Genomic DNA, 18,915 nt, shown 5'->3' with positions numbered 1-18,915 from the left:
TCGTTCAACGCATGACAAAGGGATCGGGCATCGGTGCCTGGGACAGGTTGATCCATACCGTCTTGGTGTCGGTATAGGCCAGTACCGAGTCGATGCCGCTCTCGCGGCCGTAGCCGCTGTTCTTGAAACCGCCGATGGGCGCCATGGCCGAGACGGCGCGATAGGTGTTGACCCAGACGATGCCGGAGCGGATGTCCCGCGCCAGGCGATGGGCGCGGCCCAGGTCGCGGGTCCAGATGCCGGCGGCGAGTCCCAGCTCGCTGTCGTTGGCCAGGCGCAGGGCCTCGGCCTCGTCCTTGAAGCGGATCACCGCGGCCACCGGACCGAAGACTTCCTCCTGCATGATGCGCAGCGAATGGCGGTCGCATTCCAGCAGGGTGGGTTCGTAGTACCAGCCGGCGCTGCCGGTGTCCGGCCGTTTACCACCCAGGCGCAGGGTGGCCCCTTCGGCCAGGGCGTCGGCGACCAGGCGCTCGACGATGGCGAGTTGTTGCTCGGTGGCCATGGGGCCCATCTCGCTGGCGTCCTCCTGGGGATTGCCGATGCGGATGCGCTGGGCGCGCTCGACTAGCCGGGCGACGAATTCGTCGTAGATCTCGTCCTGCACCAGCAGCCGCGAGCCGGCCACGCAACTCTGGCCGGAAGCGGCATAGATGCCGGCTACCGCGCCATTGACCGCGCTGTCCAGGTCGGCGTCGGCGAAGATGATGTTGGGTGACTTGCCGCCCAGCTCCAGACTCAGCTTGGCGAAGTTTTCGGCACTGGCGCGCACCACGTGGCGGGCGGTGGCGGCACCGCCGGTGAAGGCGATCTTGCGCACCAGCGGATGGCGGCTGAGGGCCGCGCCGGCACCCGGACCGTAGCCGGTCACCACGTTGAAGACCCCGGGCGGAATGCCGGCTTCCAGGGCCAGCCGCGCCAGCTCCAGGATGGTGGCGGAAGCATGCTCGGAGGGCTTGATGACCACGGTGTTACCGGCGGCCAGGGCCGGGGCGACCTTGATGGCGGTCAGGTACAGCGGACTGTTCCAAGGCACGATGCCAGCCACCACGCCCAGGGGTTCGTGCACCGTGTAGGCGAAGAGGTCGGTCTTGTCGAGCGGCAGGGTGCCGCCTTCGAGCTTGTCGGCCAGGCCGGCGGTGTAATGGAAGAATTCCGGCAGGTAGCCGACCTGGCCACGGGTCTCGCGGATCAGCTTGCCGTTGTCGCGGCTCTCCAACTGCGCCAGGGCTTCCTTGTTGGCGGCGATGAGATCGCCCAGCCGGCGCAACAACTTGCCGCGGGCGGTGGCGGTCAGGCCGCGCCAGGCGGGCGCCTCGAAGGCGCGCTGGGCGGCCTGGACGGCGCGGTCGACATCTTCGGCGTCGGCATCGGGCAATTCCGCCCAGGGCTCGGCGGTGGCCGGATCGAGGCTGGCGAAGGTGCGGCCGGAGCGGGCTGAGTTCCATTCGCCGTCGATGCACATCTGAAAGCGTTGCAGGGTCATGCCACGTATCCCTTGATGGAAGTGGAGGAGGCCGTGTCCAGGACCTCGTCGAGGAAGTCCAGCAGCAGGGCGTTGACCAGCTTGGGTGACTCGACCGGCATCATATGGCGTTGATCGGCCAGCACGGCAGTGCGCGCCCCAGGAATCCGCGCCGCTAGCTGCCGCGCCATCTCCGGGGTGGAGCCGCTGTCTAGTTCGCCGGTGGCCACCAGGGTGGGGACCTGGATGCTAGCGAGCCGCTCGGCGCCATAGCGGTCCTGGGTGGCGAACAGGGTGTAGCTGGTCAGGTAGCCCTGGGGATCGTTATGGGCGAAGGTCTCGCGCAACGCCTGGATCTGGGCCGGATTGGCACCCTGGTATTCGCGGCTGAACCAGCGCGCCAGGGCGCTATCCAGGTTGGCGTCAGGCCCTTCCAATTCGGCCTGGCGGGTGCGCTCCAGCACGCTCGCGCGTTGCTCCACGGAGCGGTTGAACACGCTGTTGAGGATCACCAGCGCTTCCAGCCGCTGCGGATGGCCCAGGGCGAAGGCGCGGGCGACCAGGCCACCCATGGAGAAGCCCACCACCGCGGCCGTCTTCATGGCGAGATGGTCGAGCAGCTCGGCGAGCTGGTCGGCATAGTCGTCGAGGGTGGCGTCCGGCGCCGGGCGCGGGCTGGCGCCGTGGCCGAGCATGTCGTAGGCGATCACCTGGTAGCGTGGCGCGAGTCCCGCGAGTTGACCGCCCCACATCTCCTTGCTGAGCCCCACGCCGTGGATCAGGACGAGGGGGCTGCCGTCGCCGGCGATACTGAAGGCGGTGCCGGCAGGGGTCTTGGCGTCTGTAGAGCGGATCATTCGCGGATTCTCCTCAGCGGGCCTTTTCAGCTGCGAGTTCCTCGAGGTCGATATAGCGGTTGCCGATGCGCGGATGCAGGCGGCCACCGTCGGCGGCGCCCAGCACCACCACGATCTCGTCGGCGCGCGGCGCATCTTCGATGCGCATTTCCAAGGTGATGTAGTGGGATCTCAGGCCCTCGTCGTCCTTGTGCATCATGGGGATCTGGATGGAGGTGCCCGGCGCGCCGCGCTTGTTGGTGAAGCTCAGGTAGCTCTTGGCCTTCACCGCCTCGCGGTAGTGATTGCCGAATCTCAGGGTGTGGATCACCGCCGAGGCGTGTTCGATCTCACCGTCGGCGCCCACCACGGCCGCCTTGCCATAGGCCTCGATGCGCTCGGCGCCGCCGATGGCGCGGGTCAGGCGTTCGACGATGAAGGCGCCGAGATCGGAGCAGTGGGCCTTGATCTCTGGCTTGAGGTCTTCGACGAAGCCCTTGCCGGCCCAGGGATTGCGAATGACCACGGCGACACCGGCCATGGTCACGGGCTTGTCGGTGGCCTTGCCGCCTTCGCTGTGGGTCTCTTCGAGGTAGGTGACGACCTTGCGGATTTCGAAGCTCATGGTGACTCCTGATATGTCTGTTAAATGATGGTATGCCATGCCTTTGGGCGTGCTGTGGACGAACCGACTCCCGGCGGCTCTATGCTCAGGCGAAGGCCGGCGCCACCTGGTCGATGAACAGCTGCAGCGATTTCTTCTTCTCGGCGAAGGGCAGGCTGTTGTCGCACCAGAAGCTGAATTCATCGACGCCCAGTTCTTCGTAGTGACGCAGGCGGGCGATCACTTCCTCTGGGGTGCCGATCATCGTGTTCTTGCGGATGTTCTCCAGTTCGAACTCGGGACGGCCGGCGAACTTCTCTTCCGGGCTCGGCGCGAGGAAGCCATTGACCGGGGTTTCCTTGTTGCCGAACCAGGCATCGAAGGTGCGGTAGAAGCGGCCGATGGCCTGGGCGCCGATCTTCCAGCCCTCGGATTCCTCCTTGGCGTGCACATGGGTGTGGCGCAGCACCATCAACTTGGGCCGGGCGACGCCGGGGTTGTTGGCCAGGGCGCTGTCGAACTTGTGCTTGAGGTCGACCACTTCCTCGTCGCCCTTCATCAGGGGCGTGACCATGATGTTGCAGCCATTGGCGACGGCGAAATTGTGCGAGTCGGGGTCGCGCGCGGCGATCCAGATCGGCGGGGTGCCAACCGGCTTGGGCACGCTGGTGGAGGTGGGGAATTGCCAGATCTCGCCGTCATGGGCGTAGTCACCTTCCCAGAGCTTGCGCAAGGCGGGGACCAGTTCGCGCAGGTGCTTGCCGCCGGCGGTGGCGGGCAGGCCGCCGGCCATGCGGTCGAATTCCACCTGGTAGGCGCCGCGCGCCAGGCCCACTTCCATGCGTCCTTCGCTGATCACGTCGAGCAGGGCGCATTCGCCGGCGGCGCGCAGGGGATGCCAGAAGGGCGCGATCAGGGTGCCGGCGCCCAGGCGGATGGTCGAGGTACGGGCGGCGAGATAGGCCAGGATGGGCATGGGGCTGGGGGAGATGGTGTACTCCATGGCGTGGTGCTCGCCGACCCAGACGGTGCAGAAGCCACCGGCTTCAGCCAACAGCGTCAGCTCGGTGAGCTCTTCGAATAGCTGCCGATGACTGACGCTGTCGTCCCAGCGTTCCATGTGCACGAACAGGGAAAACTTCATAGGTGCCTACCTCTTGTCGTCCACCCTGGCGGCGGGCGCGAGTGCTGTTGTTAGTGGTCTACGACGGCTAGAATCCGTCTCTTTTCATATTGGTATACCATAATACCGGATGTGGCAAGCGCAGTTGTAATCGAAGGGCGCAAGGACGCCTACCACCGGGAAAGGGTTGGCGAGAGGAAAGCTCCTTTGGCGATTCTGGTCCTGATCGCGGGCGTAGCAGTCCGCCGCCACGACCGCTCCTACAGGGTCCGATATATCCGTAGGAGCGGCCCATGGCCGCGATCAAACAGCATCGAAGAGTGCGCTGAGGTGGTCGTAGCCCGACCGAAAGGCATCAGCCAAGGGGTTGCAACTGCCTCTTCGGCAAGTATCGAAATAGAGATCTTGATGATCTTTTGACTGCTGGATGCGTCGGGCCAGGATCTGATGGATCTAGGGATCGGCCAGCTCGGGCCAGGGATGCCCCGCCGCGATCTCGATCAGTTTGGCATAGAAGGCTAGATAGACCTTGTTCGTCGCGGCGGCGTTTAAGATGGAGTAGGTAGCAATGAGCTGCGCTGTGACGACGCCGCTTGCCTACCAGGTTCCCGCAACGGGGATCGCTCGTCGTTCTCCATGAAACCTGCCAGTAGCCCTTAACCGGTTCGATGAAGCGGCAGCAGAGCAGATACGCCTCTATCGGCCTACTCAGGGAGGCCGTACCCAGCTAGGCGGGCCGGCATTTTAAAGCACTGGCGCTTTGATCTACATCGAACGCCGTCGAAATGTTGGCTGTTCGGACAAAATCCCAAAGCATTATTGATCAGCAGAGTTCCCCGTAAAAATACGGCTATCGATAAGTTCTCCACATACGATTTCAAATATTTTGCCTAGTTGATCTGAAATGTTGCTCCTGTCATTCACATAAATTCCTAGTTCAACAGGTTCAATATCGGCGAAGCCGTCTGCAGTGCTGAGTACTCTGAGGTTGCTACGCACGACGCTGTAGTTTAATCCAAAGGAGATTCCTATTCCTGCTTCCACCGCGGAGTTGATCGCGCTCAGATTCGAGCTGTTGAGGATAATCTCCCAAGGCGTATTCATTGAGTCTAATGCCTTAAAGGCTTGCTCTTGCCATGGGCAGTTTTTACCGAAAGCGATAACGGGAACGGGCCCGGTTTTGGGTGGTTGATAATCGTAAGCGCAAATCCAGACCAGCTTTTCCTGCCAGCAAAAACTAGGCTTTGCATCTACATGGTTTCTATCGGCTATGACAATGTCCAATTGCCGGTCTTTTAGCATTTTGGACATGTTTTGGCTGTCACTAACGGTGATTTCTATCTTGACGTTCGGGTTGGACTTTATGAATCTTTGCATCACATGAGGTAATGCCCCCAGAGCAATATCCTCGAGTAGTCCTACACGAATCACTGTTGATATCTTTTTCCCTTCAATGACGCTCTTTATGGTGTCACTTAATTTTAGCGACTCAATAGCATAAGGCTTCAGGTTATTCCCTGCCTCGGTAGGGTAAACACCCTTTGTAGACCTTTCTAGCAGCTTGACGCCCAAGTCAGACTCCAGTCGTTTGATCTGCAGGCTCAGCGCTGCTTGTGTTTTATGCAGTACATCCGCAGCTCGGCTAAAAGAGCCTGTTTCTACAATTGTTAAAAAGGTGCGTAACAAATCATTGTCTATGTCGTTATGCATAAGCTTATGTCTGTGCGTAGAGATCTGCTGCTGTCAGCATACCTCATGCCTAAGCAGGTGCGCCATAGGTTACGGGTGTTTATTAGGCTTGCTTATAGGTTGTTAAGAAAAACTTGATGGACGATTTTTGGGGAGGCTATTAACGTTTGTGGGCGTCCTGAGAACTCGCGCTGCAATGCATGGGATCTGCGCAATTGGCGAGAATGAACTGGTGAATTCAAATCGAATTAAAGAGTGATCCTATGAGCGAGAACGAAATAAGCGAAATAGATATTCGTAGGGGCGGCTTGCTCTATCTTCTTGATGAATTGGTTAAGAATAGGCGTGTGGCGGTAGTTTTTTGTCTGGCTTCAATGATAAGTATTCAGCTTGGTGTTTCTCTATCAGTAGGCACGCTGCAGCAGTTTGGAAGTTTTGCTACTACTTGGATGAGGTTGTGCTTTGCAGCGGCGGTTGTTTTGCTCATTGCGAGGCCTAATTTTCGACATTTTTCAGCTCAGCAATGGCTGTGTTCGTTTGCGTTGGGCGCTGCAATGGCTTTAATGACGACATGTATCTTTGAGGCCGTCTTGTATGCTCCTCTTGGGTTGGTTATTTCAATTAATTTTCTAGGTCCTATATGCGTTGCTGTAATGAGCGCGGCAAGAATAAGGATGATTGTGTGGCCTATTATTTCACTGATAGGCGTAATCATGATTGCCTATAACGGAACGGCTTGGGTTGCCACTGTCCAGGGAGTTTTCCTTGCATTAGGGGCTGCTGTTGGCTGGGGTAGTTATATTTTGCTCATGAAATCCGTCGGAGCCCGCTTCAAAGGCTTGGAAGGGCTATCAGTTTCGCTGCTTTTTGCTGCACTCATACTGTCGCCCATGGGGTTATCTAGCGCCTACGCTCTGGGAAATGTTGATTTTTACCTACAAGCAGCTGGTTTGGCAGTATTGGTTCCGCTGTTGCCCTATATATTGGAGATTCAGGCGCTTAGGGTTCTTCCATCTTATACATTTGGACTGATGATGAGTTTAGAGCCAGCTATAGGTGCTCTCCTGGGATTTTTGATTTTGTCGCAGGCACTTTCAATGACGCAGATTGCTGGTGTCTTACTTGTTGTGGTTTCTGCAATAGGTAGTTTAAAGAGAAGTAGTGTTGAAGCTGCGGTTCAAGGAGTTTAAAGATAGGTAAGAATGGGCGCCGGCGGTTTCGATATGTTGATGCTTGTGAGATCGAAAGGGCGCTCAGCAAAGTCCCGTAAGCGCTTGAGCTTCACCGGAATGAGTGACTTGATGAAAAATACTCTCTAGGTTATGCGTTTTGCATTTCGGTTCCTAGGGAAGAGGCAGTTTAGGTAAAGGGTACATTGATTGCCTTCAGTCTTGGTGTATTCGGCGTTGCTCTTTGGCGTCCTAGCCCTCGCCAGCTGTTCAACCGCCTGCCCGATACCCCAATTCCCCAGCAATCCGCCCAGCCGTCTCCGCCAACACGGCACCTACCCATTCCCGTGTCGCCGGGGTATCCATCACCGCATCCGGTCCGGAGACGTTGAGTGCCGCCACCAGTTGGCCACGATGATCGCGGATGCCGGTGGCGATAGCGGTGGAGTAGTCGGAGCGATGCAGCACCCAGCCCTGGCGGTGATCCTCCTCGATCAGCCGCAGCAGCTCCGGCAGGGTCCGCGGTGCCGGGGCTGGTTGGTCGTCCAGGCGCTCGTGCTGGTAGAGGGCGCCGAGTGCCTCGGCGTCCAGGCCGCCGAGCAGAACCCGACCCAGGGCGGTACGGGTGCAGGGCAGTCGGGTGCCCACCGGGACGTTCACCGTCAGCCGCTGGCTGGCCATGGCGCGATAGAGGTAGACCACCTCGGTGCGGTCGCGCACGCCCAGGTGGCAGGACAGCGAGGTGACGTAGCGCAGCCGTTCCATATGGGGCTGGGCGATGTCCACCAGGTCGCGGCTGGCGAGGTAGGCGAAGCCCTGGCTGATTACCTTGATGCCTAGGCCGTACTCGGTCTTGGAGCGCCGCTCCAGATAGCCCAGCTCGGTGAGGGTGACCACGATGCGGTAGACCGAAGAGGTCGAGCCGCCCAGGCCGTCGGCGATCTCCTGCAGCGTCAGCAAGCGCCGCTCGGGACCGAACAGCTCCAGCACCCGCAGGCCGCGCAGGAGGGCGGGGACGAGGTAGTCGCTGTCGGTCTCGACCGCCGCCGCGTCGAGGACCGTCATGGGATGCCCGCCTCCAGCAGCGCCGCGACGCCCAGGGCACCGCCGTCGAACTCGTCCAAGGCATCCAGCAGCACGTGCCAAAGGTAATGGGCACTGGCGCGGTCGCAGAGCAGATGGATGTGCGGCAGGGCGCCGTCGCCGGCATTGAGCAGGATGGCGTTGAGTCGCGCCACCGACGTCTGCACCACCTGGCACACGGCGAAGGGCTTACCGAGGTCCACACCGCACAGCTTGGCGAACAGCGCCGGCAACTGGGCACCGGTAAGGATCAGCCAGGCGTGGGAGTCCTGCCGCGGCAGCGGGTAGCAACCGGGGCCCAGCTCTCCCGCGGCCGCCTCCAGGGCGGCGACGCGGGCCCCGCCATCGGCCAGGGCGCCGAGCAGCAGGTACTCGCTCTGCGACAACCGCAGCAGCCACTCCCCTGACGCCTGGCGCAGCGCCTGGTTGGGTCGCTCCGGCAACACATAGCCCTGGTTGAGCAGGTAGCCAGCAGCCGCAGGGCCACGCAGGCCGAAGCGTGGCAGGTTGCACAGGTCGGCCAGACCACCGCGTTGCAGCAGGTCCGCTTCGTCTCCATCGCTCAGTCGTTCGGCGAAGATCCGCCCCTCATGCTGCAACACGGAGGCATCGAGCTGGAGTTCCGCCAGGGGGCTGCGCTCGTCGAAACTCATGAGGGTCTGGTTCATGCGCCTATCTCCTGGCGTTGGCTTTGGGGATCGTAGAAGGGCATCCGCACCACCGTGGCCTGGACGATCTCGCCGCCCTCGACGCGGATCGGTAACGACGTGCCGGGCTCGGCCTGGTCGGCTGCGGCATAGGCCAGGCCGACGATGTGGCCGAGGGTGGGGGAGAATTCGCAGGAGGTGACGTTGCCGGCGATGTCACCGCCGCGCAGCACCAAATGACCCTCCAGCGGCCGGGTGGCGGTCGCCGGCAGGGTGAAGCCCACCAGCTTGCGGCGCAGCGGTTGGCTCTCGAGGATCTCGATGGACTTCTGGCCGACGAAGAAGGGCTTTTGCCGGCCGATGGCCCAGCCCATGTCGATCTCGGCGGGATGGGTCATGCCGTCGGTGTCCTGGCCGATGATCACGTGGCCCTTTTCCAGGCGCAGCAGGCGCTGGGCCTCGACGCCGAAGGGACGTATGCCCGCCTGGGCGCCGGCCTCCATCAGCGCATCCCAAAGCCGTTCGCCGAAGCGCGCCGGCACGTGGATCTCGTAGCCCAATTCGCCGACGAAGCCGACCCGCAGCAGGCGAGCGGGGATGCCGGCGACCCGACCTTCACGCACGGCCAGGTAGGGGAAGGCCTCTGACGACAGGTCAAGGTCCGGGCACAGCGTCCGCAGTACTTCCCGTGAGCGCGGGCCGGCGAGATTTACGGCGGCGAAGGCGGCGCTGACGTTGGCGATGTCCACGTCCAGGCGCCACTGGGCGTTCCACTTCAGCAGGCTGCGATAGACGCGGTCGACGCCGCTGGTGGTGGCCGACACATAGAAGTGCTGCTCGCCCAGGCGCGCGGCCACGCCGTCGTCGATCACCACGCCGTCTTCGGCGGTCATCAGGGCGTAGCGGGTACGCCCCACGGGCAGCTTGCGGAAGCCGAAGGTGTAGACCCGCTCCAGCAACTCGGCCGCATCGGGACCGCGCACATCGAGGCCGCCCAGGGTGGAGACGTCGATCAGCCCCACGTTTTCGCGCACCTGGCGGGCCTCGGCTTGGATGCAGCGTTCGCGGTCGGCGGCGGGACCGTAGAAGGCCGGTCGCTGCCAAACGCCCGCCGGCATCAGGCTGGCGCCCAGCTCCAGGTGGCGACGGTGCATGGGCGTGCGCCGATAGGGATCGAAGGCGCGCCCGGCAACATGGGCGAGTTTTTCCGCGGTGAAGGGCGGCCGCGCAGTGGTCACCCCGGTGTCGCTGACGCTGCGCGCCGTGGCAGCGGCCACCAGGCGCGCGGTGGGCAGCGCCGAGTGGCGACCCTGGGAGGGACCCATGCCGACGGTGGAGAAGCGCTTGACCAGCTGGACATCGCGATAGCCGTGGCGGGTGGCGTTGACGATGTCGGCGATCTGCAGGTCTTCGTCGAAGTCGACGAATTCCTTGCCCTGGGGATGGGCGAACATCGGCCAGGGGAAGTTGACCTGGCTGTCGTCGGCCGGCGGCGCTGTGATGTCGAGCGGGGCGAGGTCCAGTTCGGCCAGGGCTTTTGCCGCCGCAGCGCGACCGTCGGCCAACACCCGCTCCAGTGCGTGGCGACCATTGACCGAACCGGCCAGGTGCAGGCCACCCGGCAGGTTGCCAAGGCTGAAGGCCGCCTGCTCATCGAGGTAGCCAAGGGTGCCACCGGCCTGGCAAGCCAACTGGTAGACCGGCATGTAGCCGGCGGACATGCACAGCAGGTCGCAGTCCAGGGTCAGGCCCGCGGGGCCGACCTGACCCTGGGCGACGATGGGGCGGACGTCCACCCGCGCCAGCTGGCGACCGGCGGCATCGGCGTGGGCTTCGTACACCGTGTGGTTGCGATGCACCGGAATGCCGCGTTCCGTCACCGCCTGTAGCAATTGCCCATCCAAGGGCGCCGCACGCAGATCGATGAGCGCGGCCACGGCGACGCCCTGTTCCTGCAGATCGAGGGCGGCGAGATAGCCGTCGTCGTTGCCGGCCAGGACCGCGGCACGCTGGCCCGGCCGCACGCCGTAGAGGCGCATCAGGCGCTGGGCGGCGCTGGTCAGCAGGATGCCGGGCAGGTCGTTGTTGCGGAAGATCACCGGCTGGTCGAAGGCGCCGCTGGCGAGGATGGTCTGCCGCGCCCGGACCTTGAACATCCGGTTGCCCTGGATGACCGGCAGGTAGTGATCGGCGAACCAGCCGTTGCACACGGCGGCCTCCAGTACGCGGATGCGCGGCTCGGCGCGCACCGCGGCCACCAGTTCCTCGCGCACCCCTTCGCCCTGGCCGGCGTCGAGGCCGAAGCGGCCCCAGGCCAGGGCGCCGCCGAGCAGCGGCTGCTGTTCGACGAGCAGCACCTCGGCGCCACCCTGGGCGGCGGCCAGCGCAGCGCTGAGGCCGGCGGGACCGGCGCCGATCACCGCCACGTCGCAGAATAGATAGGCCTTATCGTGGTAGGTGGGGACGAAGCTCAGGTCGAGCACGCCGAGGCCGGCCTTCTTGCGGATCAGCGGTTCCCAGCGTTTCCACATGCCCTTGGGCTTGTAGAAGGCGCGGTAGTAGAAGCCCACCGGCATGAACCTGGAGAACTTGCCGAGCAGGGCGTCGCGGTCGCGCTCGAGGCTACCGCTGACGTTCTGCGCCCTGGCGGTCAGGCCTTCACGCAGCGGCAGTTCGTCCGCCAGCACATTGGCCTCGTCCGGCAACTGCACCAGGGTGTTGGCGTCCTGGCCGGCGAGGGTCAGGGGGCCGCGGGGCCGGTGGTACTTGAAGGAGCGCGACAGCAACCAGCGACCCTCGCCGAGTAAGGCGCTGGCCAGGGTATCGCCGGCATAGCCCTGGTAGCTCCGGCCTTCGAAGCTGAAGGTGAGCGGGCGGTTGCGGTCGATCAGCAGCCCCATGGGGGCGGGCAGGCGGGTCATGAACGGGTCTCCTGGGCGCTGAAGTCGACCCGCTGGGTGAACAGCTCGCGGGGATCGAAGGTGCGCAGCACCTCGTCGGTACCGGTGTGGCGTTCGGCCAGGAACCAGTAGCTGGAGGCGTTGTGCAGCCACCACTCGGTGACCACGCCGCGGCGGTTCTCGCAGTTGAAGACGTAGTCGGCCCACTCGGCGGTACTGCACGCCTTGGGATCGGGCATGGCCTTGAGCTCGCCGCCATAGGTGAATTCGCTGATGTTGCGCGGCCCGTTGAGCGGGCAAGTGAGGATTTTCATGACTGCTCCTTAATGGCTGGCCGCGGTGGCGCCCATCTCGTTGACCTGCTGGAAGCGGCTGAACCTGTCCAGGCCGAAGGGGGCGATGAGTTCGGGTACCCGGCCGCCGCTGGCCACCAGTTCGGCCATGGTCTTGCCGCAGATGGGCGTGGCCTTGAAGCCCCAGGTGCCCCAGCCGGCGTCCAGGTAGTAGCCGTCGATGGGCGAGAGGCCCATCAGCGGGCTGTAGTCCGGGGTCATGTCGGTCATCCCGGCCCATTGGCGCATCAGCTTGGCGTTGGCCATGAAGGGGAACATTTCGATGGCGTGGGCCAGCAGGCTTTCCTTGAGGTCCAGGGTCGAGCGGGTGTGGTACAGCGGATAGGGGTCCGAGCCGCCGCCGAAGACAATCTCGCCGCGGCTGGTCTGCTGCACGTAGCAGTGCAGGGCGCTGGAACTCACCAGGGGATCGAGGAATGGCTTGAACGGCTGGGTGACCATGGCTTGCAGCGGATAGGTGTGCAGCGGCGCGCGGATGCCCAGCTTGTTCATCAGCAGCGAACTGGTGCCGGCTACCGCCTGTACCGCGCATCCGCAGCGCACCGTGCCACGGTTGGTCTTGATGGCGGCGATCCTATTGTTCTCCACCACGAAGTCCTGCACTTCGGTCAGTTGGTGGATCTCCACGCCGCGCTTGGCGGCCTGCTTGGCGTAACCCCAGGCCACGGCGTCATGCCGCGCGGTGCCACCGTCGATGTGCCAGAGTCCGGCCAGCACCGGCAGGTGGCCCGGATCGAGGTTGAGGCAGGGCACCAGTTCGCGGATCTGTTGGCGATCGATCAGCTCGGTGCGCCCGCCGAAGTGCTTATTCACCTCGGCGCGCTGGCGGAAGGCGCGTACCGTGGCGTCGGTGTGCGCCAGAGTCAGCTGGCCACGCTCGGAATACATGATGTTGAAGTCGAACTCGTTGGACAGCTCTTTGAACAGCCGTACCGACTCGATGTAGAACTTCACCCCTTCGCTGGTGAGGTAGTTGGAGCGGATCACCGCGGTGTTGCGCGCGGTGTTGCCGCCGCCCAGGTAGGCCTTCTCCAGAACCGCCACGTTGGTGATGCCGTGGTACTTGGCCAGGTAGTAGGCAGTGGCCAGGCCATGGCCGCCACCACCGATGATGACCACGTCGTAGCTGGATTTGAGTTCCTTGGGCGGCGGCAGATCGACCTCCACCGGATAGTCGGCGGAGAGGCCATATTTCAACAGGCTGAAAGGCATGACGGACTCCCGGTCAGGTCGCGGCGGCGTGGGGATGCTGGCGCTGGGCGGCGCTCAGGGTGTTGTGCATGAGCAGGGCGATGGTCATGGGCCCGACTCCGCCCGGCACTGGGGTAAGGGCGCTGGCGATGTCCGCCACGGCGGGGGCGACATCGCCCACCAGCCGGGCGTTGCCCTCGAGCTCCACGCGGTTTATGCCGACGTCGATGACCACCGCGCCGGGCTTGACCCAGCCCGCGGTGATCAGGCCGGGTTGGCCGGCCGCCGCTACCAGGATGTCGGCCTGGCGGCACAGCGCCGCGGCGTCCCGGCTGCGCGAATGCACCAGGGTCACCGTGCAGTGCGCCTGCAAGAGCAGGGCGGCCATGGGCTTGCCGACGATATTGGAACGCCCGACCACTACGGCGTGGCGTCCGCTGAGATCGCCCAGGTGGTCCTGCAGCAATTGCAGGCAGCCGGCCGGGGTACAGGGCACCAGGCCCGGCTGCCCGAGGGCCAGGGCGCCGACGTTCTCGCGATGGAAGCCGTCGACGTCCTTGTCCGGGCGAATCGCCTGGATCACCGCGGCCTCGTCGATCTGCGGCGGCAGCGGCAATTGCACCAGGATGCCGTGCACCTCGGGATCGGCATTGAGCGAGTCGATCAGGCCGAGCAGCTCGGTCTGCTCCAGGTCCGCCGGCAGTTCATGGCTGAGGGAGCGGATGCCCACCTCGGCGGCGCGGCGGATCTTGTTGCGCACGTACACCTGACTGGCCGGATCGCTGCCCACCAGGATCACCGCCAGGGCGGGCTGGATGCCGCGCTCGCGCAATTCGGCCACGTCCCGCTCGACTCGTTGCAGCAAGCGGGCGGCAGCCGCCTTGCCGTCGATGAGCAGGGCGCTCATCGGAACACCACCACGCGATTGCCATTGAGGAACAGGCGGTGCTCGATGTGGTACTTCACCGCCTTGTACAGCGCCACCGTCTCGGTATCTCGGCCGATGGCGACCAGGTCGTCGGGGCGATAGCCGTGGTCGACGCGTTGCACCTCCTGCTCGATGATCGGGCCTTCGTCGAGGTCCGAAGTCACGTAGTGGGCGGTGGCCCCGATCAGCTTCACGCCGCGCTCGAAGGCCTGGTGGTAGGGTTTGGCACCCTTGAAGCCGGGCAGGAAGGAGTGATGGATATTGATGGCGCGCCCGGCCAGTTCCTTGCAGAGATTGTCCGAGAGGATTTGCATGTAGCGCGCCAGCACCACCAGTTCGGTACCGGTTTCCTCCACCAGGCGCAGCAGTTCGATCTCCTGCTGGCGCTTGTTGTCCTTGGTCACCGGCAGATAGACGAAGCGGATGCCTTCCCGCTCCGCCATGGGGCGCAGGTCCAGGTGATTGGAGACGATGGCAGTGATCTCCATCGGCAACTCACCCTTCTGGTGGCGATAGAGTAGGTCGGTGAGGCAGTGATCGAACTTGCTCACCATCAGCAGGACACGGGTAGGGCGCTCGGTGCTATACAGCTCCCACTCCATGGCGAACTCACCCGCGACCGCGGCGAAGCCGTCGCGTAGCGCCGCTATTCCAGTGCTGGCACCGGCATTGAAGCGGAACACCGTGCGCATGAAGAAACGCTCGGTGAACTCATCGTCGAATTGGGCCATCTCGGCGATGTAGCAGTCATTACGGGCGAGGTAGGTGCTGACCGCCGCCACGATGCCCGAGGTGGCCGGGCAACTGACGTTGAGGATGTAGGTGGGCAAGGTTTCCATGGGCGCGTCCGGATTTCACCAGTGAAGGAAGTTTTTCGCTGTCGCGGTATTTCCTGTTGGGAATATAAAATTCACGGAAGCTTTTATAGGGTAAGGAGAAGCCCTCGTCTAGCGTCGAGTAATAAAAATTTCCTGTCAGTTATCTGATGGCTGTTTCACCGGTGAATCGGTCTTTCACCGGTGACGACGAGGCTCAGTCGTCCTTGAAGGTCATGATCGACAGCAGTTTGATCGGCACCTGGGTCAGACGCTCGGGCCCGTGGGGAATGTCGCTGTCGAAGGTCAGGCTGTCGCCCGGATTCATCTCATAGAGATGGTTGCCATGGCGATAGACCAGGCTGCCTTCGAGCAGATGGAGAAACTCCGTGCCGGGATGGGAAAAGGTGGGGAATTCCTCGCTGGCATCGTCCATGGAGACCAGGTAGGCCTCGAGACTCTTCTTCGGCCCGCGAGAGTGGTTGAGCAGATGATAGGTGTGGCCCTTGTCGGTTCCCCGGCGCACGACCTCCAGTCCTTCGCCTGCCTTGACCAGCAGAGCATCGCGCTCCTGCTGATCGTACTGGCTGAATAGCCGCGACAAGGGCAGGCCCAGGGCATCGCATAGCCGGCCGAGGGTTTCCAGGCTGGTGGAGACCTGAGCGTTCTCGATCTTGCTCAGCATGCCTTGGCTAATACCGGCCATGCGCGCCACGTCGGCGGTCTTGAGGCCCTGGTCCTGCCGTTGGCGACGAATCTGGATGCCGATGTACTGCTCGATCTTCAGGCGTGGCTCACGACTTGAGGTTTCTTGCATCATTTTAGTTTTGAGAATAAAAAATTCGCACCAGTAAAGTGCAGAGCGAGAGGGAAGACGCAAGAGGCGTCTGGTGTGAGAGCCATCATGCCGGAAAAATGCCTGCTGGGCTGCACCAGCGATTTCCTTTGAGACTCAGGGCTTTAGTAAGGAGTGCGACGACACCTGGTATACCAAAAGGCCAGCGACTCCCAAATTGGCAGACTCCTTGCTTTCCCTTTGGGAAGAATAAATTCCCCTTGGGAATATATACGACCTCAGCCCAGGAGCCCGTCATGTTGCCCAGCGAAACGCAGCACCTCATCGATCAGCACGGTATCCGCTACGTACTGGCCCAGTTCGTCGATATCCACGGTTCCGCCAAGACCAAGTCCGTACCGGTGGCGGGTCTGGCCGCCGTGGCGGAAGAGGGTGCGGGCTTCGCCGGCTTCGCCATCTGCGGTATGGGCATGGAACCCCATGGCCCGGATTTCATGGCCCGCGGCGACCTTTCCACCCTGATCCCGGTGCCCTGGCAGGCCGGTTACGGCCGGGTGGTCTGCATCGGCCACGTGAACGGCAAGCCCCATCCCTACGACAGCCGCTATGTGCTGCAGCGCCAGGTGCAGCGGCTGAGCGACCGCGGCTGGAGTCTCAATACCGGCCTGGAGCCGGAATTCTTTCTCATGCGCCGCGACGAGGCCGGCAAGCTTTCTCTGGTCGATGGCAGCGATACCCTGGACAAGCCCTGCTACGACTACAAGGGCCTGTCGCGTTCGCGGCTGTTCCTCGAAAAGCTGACCGAGGCACTGCAACCGGTGGGCTTCGACATCTATCAGATCGACCACGAAGACGCCAACGGCCAGTTCGAGATCAACTACACCTACAGCGAAGCCATGGAATCGGCGGATCGCTTCACCTTCTTCCGCATGGCCGCTGGGGAGATCGCCAACGAGCTGGGCATGATCTGCTCCTTCATGCCCAAGCCGGATCCCAAGCGCGCCGGCAACGGCATGCATTTCCACCTGTCGCTAGCCAGCGCCACCAGCCGCAATCTCTTCCACGACGACAGCGATCCGCGCGGCATGGGCCTATCGAAGCTGGCCTATCACTTCCTCGGCGGCCTGCTGGCCCATGGCCCGGCGCTGTGCGCCTTCGCCGCGCCCACGGTGAATTCCTACAAGCGGCTGGTGGTGGGGCGCTCCCTGTCCGGTGCCACCTGGGCACCGGCCTTCATCGCCTATGGCGCCAACAACCGCTCGGCGATGGTGCGGGTGCCCTATGGCCGCCTGGAGTTCCGCCTGCCCGACGCTGGCTGCAATCCCTATCTGGTCACCGCCGCCATCATCGCCGCCGGTCTCGACGGCATCGAGCGCGAACTCGATCCGGGCGTCCCCTGCAACGAGAACCTCTACGACCTGAGCCTCGAAGCCATCGCCGCGCGGGGGATCGCGACTCTCCCGCAGAGCCTCAAGGAAGCCTGCGATGCCCTGGATGCCGATCCGCTGTTCCGCGAGATGCTCGGGCCGGAAATCGTCGACGAATTCATCAAGTTGAAGCGCATGGAGTGGGTGGAATACAGCCGCCACGTCTCCGACTGGGAGATCCAGCGCTACACCGAATTCTTCTGATCGCTCTGGATTTTTCCTGACTGTTCTTCGGGCGCCCTGACGCGCCCTCTGCCTGCGAAGGAGTGACACCCATGTGTGGAATCGTTGGACTCTATCTGAAGAACCCGGCACTGGAGGCCCAACTCGGCAGCCTCTTCGAGCCGATGCTCGAAGCCATGACCGACCGGGGGCCCGATAGCGCCGGCTTCGCCATCTATGGCGATGAGGTAGCCGAGGGCTGGGTCAAGCTGACCCTGCAGGCCACCAGCGAGGGCTACGACTTCGCCGGCCTGGTCGCCGCCGTGCAGCAGCGGCTGGGCGCCGAGCTGGATTGGTTCCAGAACGCCAGCGCCATCGTGCTCAAGATCCGTGCGCCGGAAGCCGAGGTGCGGGCGGTACTGGCCGACCTGGCGCCCGAGGTGCGCATCATGAGCGCCGGGCGCAGCATCGAGATCCTCAAGGGCATGGGCCTGCCGCAGGAGATCGCCAGCCGCTTCGGCCTGGCCGGCATGCAGGGCAGCCACATCATCGGCCATACCCGTATGGCCACCGAGAGTGCCGTGACCATGGAAGGCAGCCACCCGTTCTCCACCGGCGCCGACCTCTGCCTGGTGCATAACGGCTCGCTGTCCAACCACTCGCGGCTGCGCCAGAACCTGCGGCGCGAAGGCATCACCTTCGAGACCGAGAACGACACCGAGGTGGCCGCCGGCTACCTGACCTGGCGCCTGCGCGAGGGCGACAGCCTCAAGCAGGCACTGGATCGCTCCCTGGAAGACCTGGACGGTTTCTTCACCTTCGCCATCGGCACCCGCAACGGCTTCGCGGTGATCCGCGATCCCATCGCCTGTAAGCCGGCCATCCTCGCCGAAACCGACGACTACGTGGCCATGGCCTCCGAATATCAGGCGCTGTCGAGCCTGCCCGGCATCGAGCAGGCCAAGGTCTGGGAACCGGCACCGGCCACCCTGTACGTCTGGGAACGCGAGTCGGCCTGAGGAGCAGCGAACATGAAAACCTTCGATCTCACCCAAATCGCCGTGCGTGACCTCAACCAGGCGCTGCACGACGCCGCCCAGACCGCCGCCGAGCGCGAGTGGGTGGTGACCCATCCCAACGGCGCCCACAACCTCGCCGTGGGCGTGAACGACGCCGTGTCCGTGGATATCCATGGCCATGCCGGCTACTACTGCGCCGGCATGAACCAGCACGCCGCCATCACCGTGCACGGCAACGTCGGCGTCGGTTGCGCCGAGAACATGATGTCCGGCTCGCTACGGGTCAAGGGCAGCGCCTCCCAGGCCGCCGGCGCCACCGCCCACGGCGGCCTGTTGGTCATCGAGGGCGACGCCGGGGCGCGTTGCGGCATCTCCATGAAGGGCGTCGACATCGTCGTCGGCGGCAGCATCGGTCACATGAGTTGCTTCATGGGCCAGGCCGGGCGCCTGGTGGTCTGCGGCGATGCCGGCGAGGCCCTGGGCGATTCGCTCTACGAGACGCGCATCTATGTGAAGGGCAGCGTCGCCTCCCTGGGCTCGGACTGCATCGAGAAGGAGATGCGCGCCGAGCACCTGGCCGAACTCCAGGAACTGCTCGACACCGCCGGCTTCGCCGAGCGCGCCGGCGACTTCAAGCGCTATGGCTCCGCCCGCCAGCTCTACAACTTCAAGGTCGACAACGCCTCGGCCTATTGATCGCGCAGGAGA

The 18,915-nt window shown here is 63.4% G+C and carries 17 protein-coding genes; 4 read left to right on the top strand and 13 right to left on the bottom strand.

The features are described 5' to 3' along the window. Positions 1–4 precede the first annotated feature (4 nt). From CCZ28_RS05280 to CCZ28_RS05260, 5 genes are all read right to left on the bottom strand, one after another. On the bottom strand, positions 5–1,486 hold the full coding sequence (locus CCZ28_RS05280) for an aldehyde dehydrogenase (RefSeq protein ID WP_140216539.1): 1,482 nt from the start codon (positions 1,484–1,486) through the stop codon (positions 5–7). Next, a complete protein-coding gene (locus CCZ28_RS05275; RefSeq protein ID WP_140216537.1) occupies positions 1,483–2,322 on the bottom strand; it encodes an alpha/beta fold hydrolase in 840 nt (279 codons plus the stop codon). The genes CCZ28_RS05280 and CCZ28_RS05275 overlap by 4 nt, the downstream gene beginning before the upstream one ends. A gap of 13 nt (positions 2,323–2,335) precedes the next feature. Further along, a complete protein-coding gene (locus CCZ28_RS05270; protein ID WP_059229647.1) occupies positions 2,336–2,926 on the bottom strand; it encodes an amino acid synthesis family protein in 591 nt (196 codons plus the stop codon). An 85-nt stretch (positions 2,927–3,011) separates the two neighbouring features. After that, positions 3,012–4,049: an LLM class flavin-dependent oxidoreductase gene (locus CCZ28_RS05265; RefSeq protein WP_140216535.1), complete on the bottom strand. Its 1,038-nt coding sequence runs from the start codon at positions 4,047–4,049 to the stop codon at positions 3,012–3,014. A 795-nt stretch (positions 4,050–4,844) separates the two neighbouring features. Next, positions 4,845–5,738 carry a LysR family transcriptional regulator gene (locus tag CCZ28_RS05260; RefSeq protein WP_140216533.1) on the bottom strand — a complete coding sequence of 298 codons (894 nt, stop codon included), beginning with the start codon at positions 5,736–5,738 and terminating at the stop codon, positions 4,845–4,847. 242 nt (positions 5,739–5,980) lie between these two features. Between CCZ28_RS05260 and CCZ28_RS05255 the strand changes: the two genes are divergently transcribed. After that, positions 5,981–6,907 carry an EamA family transporter gene (locus tag CCZ28_RS05255; RefSeq protein WP_140216531.1) on the top strand — a complete coding sequence of 309 codons (927 nt, stop codon included), beginning with the start codon at positions 5,981–5,983 and terminating at the stop codon, positions 6,905–6,907. A gap of 249 nt (positions 6,908–7,156) precedes the next feature. Here the strand turns inward: CCZ28_RS05255 and CCZ28_RS05250 are convergent, their stop codons facing one another. The 8 genes from CCZ28_RS05250 to CCZ28_RS05215 all read right to left on the bottom strand — a co-directional run bounded on the left by CCZ28_RS05250 (position 7,157) and on the right by CCZ28_RS05215 (position 15,620). Continuing rightward, a complete protein-coding gene (locus CCZ28_RS05250; RefSeq protein WP_140216529.1) occupies positions 7,157–7,951 on the bottom strand; it encodes an IclR family transcriptional regulator in 795 nt (264 codons plus the stop codon). Then, positions 7,948–8,637 (bottom strand): sarcosine oxidase, encoded by a 690-nt coding sequence (locus tag CCZ28_RS05245; RefSeq protein WP_240795234.1) that lies wholly within the window; start codon positions 8,635–8,637, stop codon positions 7,948–7,950. Before CCZ28_RS05245 ends, CCZ28_RS05250 begins: the two co-directional genes overlap by 4 nt. Further along, on the bottom strand, positions 8,634–11,537 hold the full coding sequence (locus tag CCZ28_RS05240; protein ID WP_140216527.1) for an FAD-dependent oxidoreductase: 2,904 nt from the start codon (positions 11,535–11,537) through the stop codon (positions 8,634–8,636). The genes CCZ28_RS05245 and CCZ28_RS05240 overlap by 4 nt, the downstream gene beginning before the upstream one ends. Further along, on the bottom strand, positions 11,534–11,830 hold the full coding sequence (locus CCZ28_RS05235; protein WP_140216525.1) for a sarcosine oxidase subunit delta: 297 nt from the start codon (positions 11,828–11,830) through the stop codon (positions 11,534–11,536). The genes CCZ28_RS05240 and CCZ28_RS05235 overlap by 4 nt, the downstream gene beginning before the upstream one ends. Before the next feature lie 9 nt (positions 11,831–11,839). Further along, the gene (locus CCZ28_RS05230; RefSeq protein ID WP_140216523.1) at positions 11,840–13,081 is read right to left on the bottom strand and encodes an FAD-dependent oxidoreductase; all 1,242 of its coding nucleotides are present in this window, start codon (positions 13,079–13,081) and stop codon (positions 11,840–11,842) included. Between the two features lie 13 nt (positions 13,082–13,094). Continuing rightward, complete coding sequence (gene folD / locus CCZ28_RS05225; protein WP_140216521.1) at positions 13,095–13,967, bottom strand: bifunctional methylenetetrahydrofolate dehydrogenase/methenyltetrahydrofolate cyclohydrolase FolD; 873 nt, start codon at positions 13,965–13,967, stop codon at positions 13,095–13,097. Continuing rightward, positions 13,964–14,827 (bottom strand): formyltetrahydrofolate deformylase, encoded by an 864-nt coding sequence (purU, locus tag CCZ28_RS05220; RefSeq protein ID WP_140216519.1) that lies wholly within the window; start codon positions 14,825–14,827, stop codon positions 13,964–13,966. The genes folD and purU overlap by 4 nt, the downstream gene beginning before the upstream one ends. 193 nt (positions 14,828–15,020) lie before the next feature. After that, positions 15,021–15,620: a helix-turn-helix domain-containing protein gene (locus tag CCZ28_RS05215; RefSeq protein ID WP_437179191.1), complete on the bottom strand. Its 600-nt coding sequence runs from the start codon at positions 15,618–15,620 to the stop codon at positions 15,021–15,023. Between the two features lie 275 nt (positions 15,621–15,895). On the opposite strand from CCZ28_RS05215, the gene glnT reads away from it, so the two are divergent. The 3 genes from glnT (at position 15,896) to CCZ28_RS05200 (ending at position 18,903) form a co-directional block, all read left to right on the top strand. Continuing rightward, complete coding sequence (gene glnT, locus CCZ28_RS05210) at positions 15,896–17,230, top strand: type III glutamate--ammonia ligase (RefSeq protein ID WP_140216515.1); 1,335 nt, start codon at positions 15,896–15,898, stop codon at positions 17,228–17,230. 71 nt (positions 17,231–17,301) lie between these two features. Continuing rightward, positions 17,302–18,207, top strand: a complete 906-nt coding sequence (locus CCZ28_RS05205) for a class II glutamine amidotransferase (protein WP_140216513.1) — start codon at positions 17,302–17,304, stop codon at positions 18,205–18,207. A gap of 12 nt (positions 18,208–18,219) precedes the next feature. Then, on the top strand, positions 18,220–18,903 hold the full coding sequence (locus CCZ28_RS05200) for a protein glxC (protein WP_140216511.1): 684 nt from the start codon (positions 18,220–18,222) through the stop codon (positions 18,901–18,903). Positions 18,904–18,915 lie beyond the last annotated feature (12 nt).

The sequence above is a fragment of the Pseudomonas oryzihabitans genome (assembly GCF_006384975.1).
Lineage (GTDB): Bacteria > Pseudomonadota > Gammaproteobacteria > Pseudomonadales > Pseudomonadaceae > Chryseomonas > Chryseomonas psychrotolerans_B.
This window is presented reverse-complemented; position numbering and strand designations above follow the sequence as displayed.

What these genes read in the sequence shown, in the direction of transcription:
- CCZ28_RS05230 (WP_140216523.1), bottom strand. Translation starts at nt 13,081, where the DNA reads ATGCCTTTCAGCCTGTTGAAATATGGCCTCTCCGCCGACTATCCGGTG.
- CCZ28_RS05250 (WP_140216529.1), bottom strand. Translation starts at nt 7,951, where the DNA reads ATGACGGTCCTCGACGCGGCGGCGGTCGAGACCGACAGCGACTACCTC.
- folD (WP_140216521.1), bottom strand. Translation starts at nt 13,967, where the DNA reads ATGAGCGCCCTGCTCATCGACGGCAAGGCGGCTGCCGCCCGCTTGCTG.
- CCZ28_RS05200 (WP_140216511.1), top strand. Translation starts at nt 18,220, where the DNA reads ATGAAAACCTTCGATCTCACCCAAATCGCCGTGCGTGACCTCAACCAG.
- CCZ28_RS05240 (WP_140216527.1), bottom strand. Translation starts at nt 11,537, where the DNA reads ATGACCCGCCTGCCCGCCCCCATGGGGCTGCTGATCGACCGCAACCGC.
- glnT (WP_140216515.1), top strand. Translation starts at nt 15,896, where the DNA reads ATGTTGCCCAGCGAAACGCAGCACCTCATCGATCAGCACGGTATCCGC.
- CCZ28_RS05270 (WP_059229647.1), bottom strand. Translation starts at nt 2,926, where the DNA reads ATGAGCTTCGAAATCCGCAAGGTCGTCACCTACCTCGAAGAGACCCAC.
- CCZ28_RS05280 (WP_140216539.1), bottom strand. Translation starts at nt 1,486, where the DNA reads ATGACCCTGCAACGCTTTCAGATGTGCATCGACGGCGAATGGAACTCA.
- CCZ28_RS05245 (WP_240795234.1), bottom strand. Translation starts at nt 8,637, where the DNA reads ATGAACCAGACCCTCATGAGTTTCGACGAGCGCAGCCCCCTGGCGGAA.
- CCZ28_RS05275 (WP_140216537.1), bottom strand. Translation starts at nt 2,322, where the DNA reads ATGATCCGCTCTACAGACGCCAAGACCCCTGCCGGCACCGCCTTCAGT.
- CCZ28_RS05265 (WP_140216535.1), bottom strand. Translation starts at nt 4,049, where the DNA reads ATGAAGTTTTCCCTGTTCGTGCACATGGAACGCTGGGACGACAGCGTC.
- CCZ28_RS05260 (WP_140216533.1), bottom strand. Translation starts at nt 5,738, where the DNA reads ATGCATAACGACATAGACAATGATTTGTTACGCACCTTTTTAACAATT.
- CCZ28_RS05255 (WP_140216531.1), top strand. Translation starts at nt 5,981, where the DNA reads ATGAGCGAGAACGAAATAAGCGAAATAGATATTCGTAGGGGCGGCTTG.
- CCZ28_RS05215 (WP_437179191.1), bottom strand. Translation starts at nt 15,620, where the DNA reads ATGCAAGAAACCTCAAGTCGTGAGCCACGCCTGAAGATCGAGCAGTAC.
- CCZ28_RS05205 (WP_140216513.1), top strand. Translation starts at nt 17,302, where the DNA reads ATGTGTGGAATCGTTGGACTCTATCTGAAGAACCCGGCACTGGAGGCC.
- purU (WP_140216519.1), bottom strand. Translation starts at nt 14,827, where the DNA reads ATGGAAACCTTGCCCACCTACATCCTCAACGTCAGTTGCCCGGCCACC.
- CCZ28_RS05235 (WP_140216525.1), bottom strand. Translation starts at nt 11,830, where the DNA reads ATGAAAATCCTCACTTGCCCGCTCAACGGGCCGCGCAACATCAGCGAA.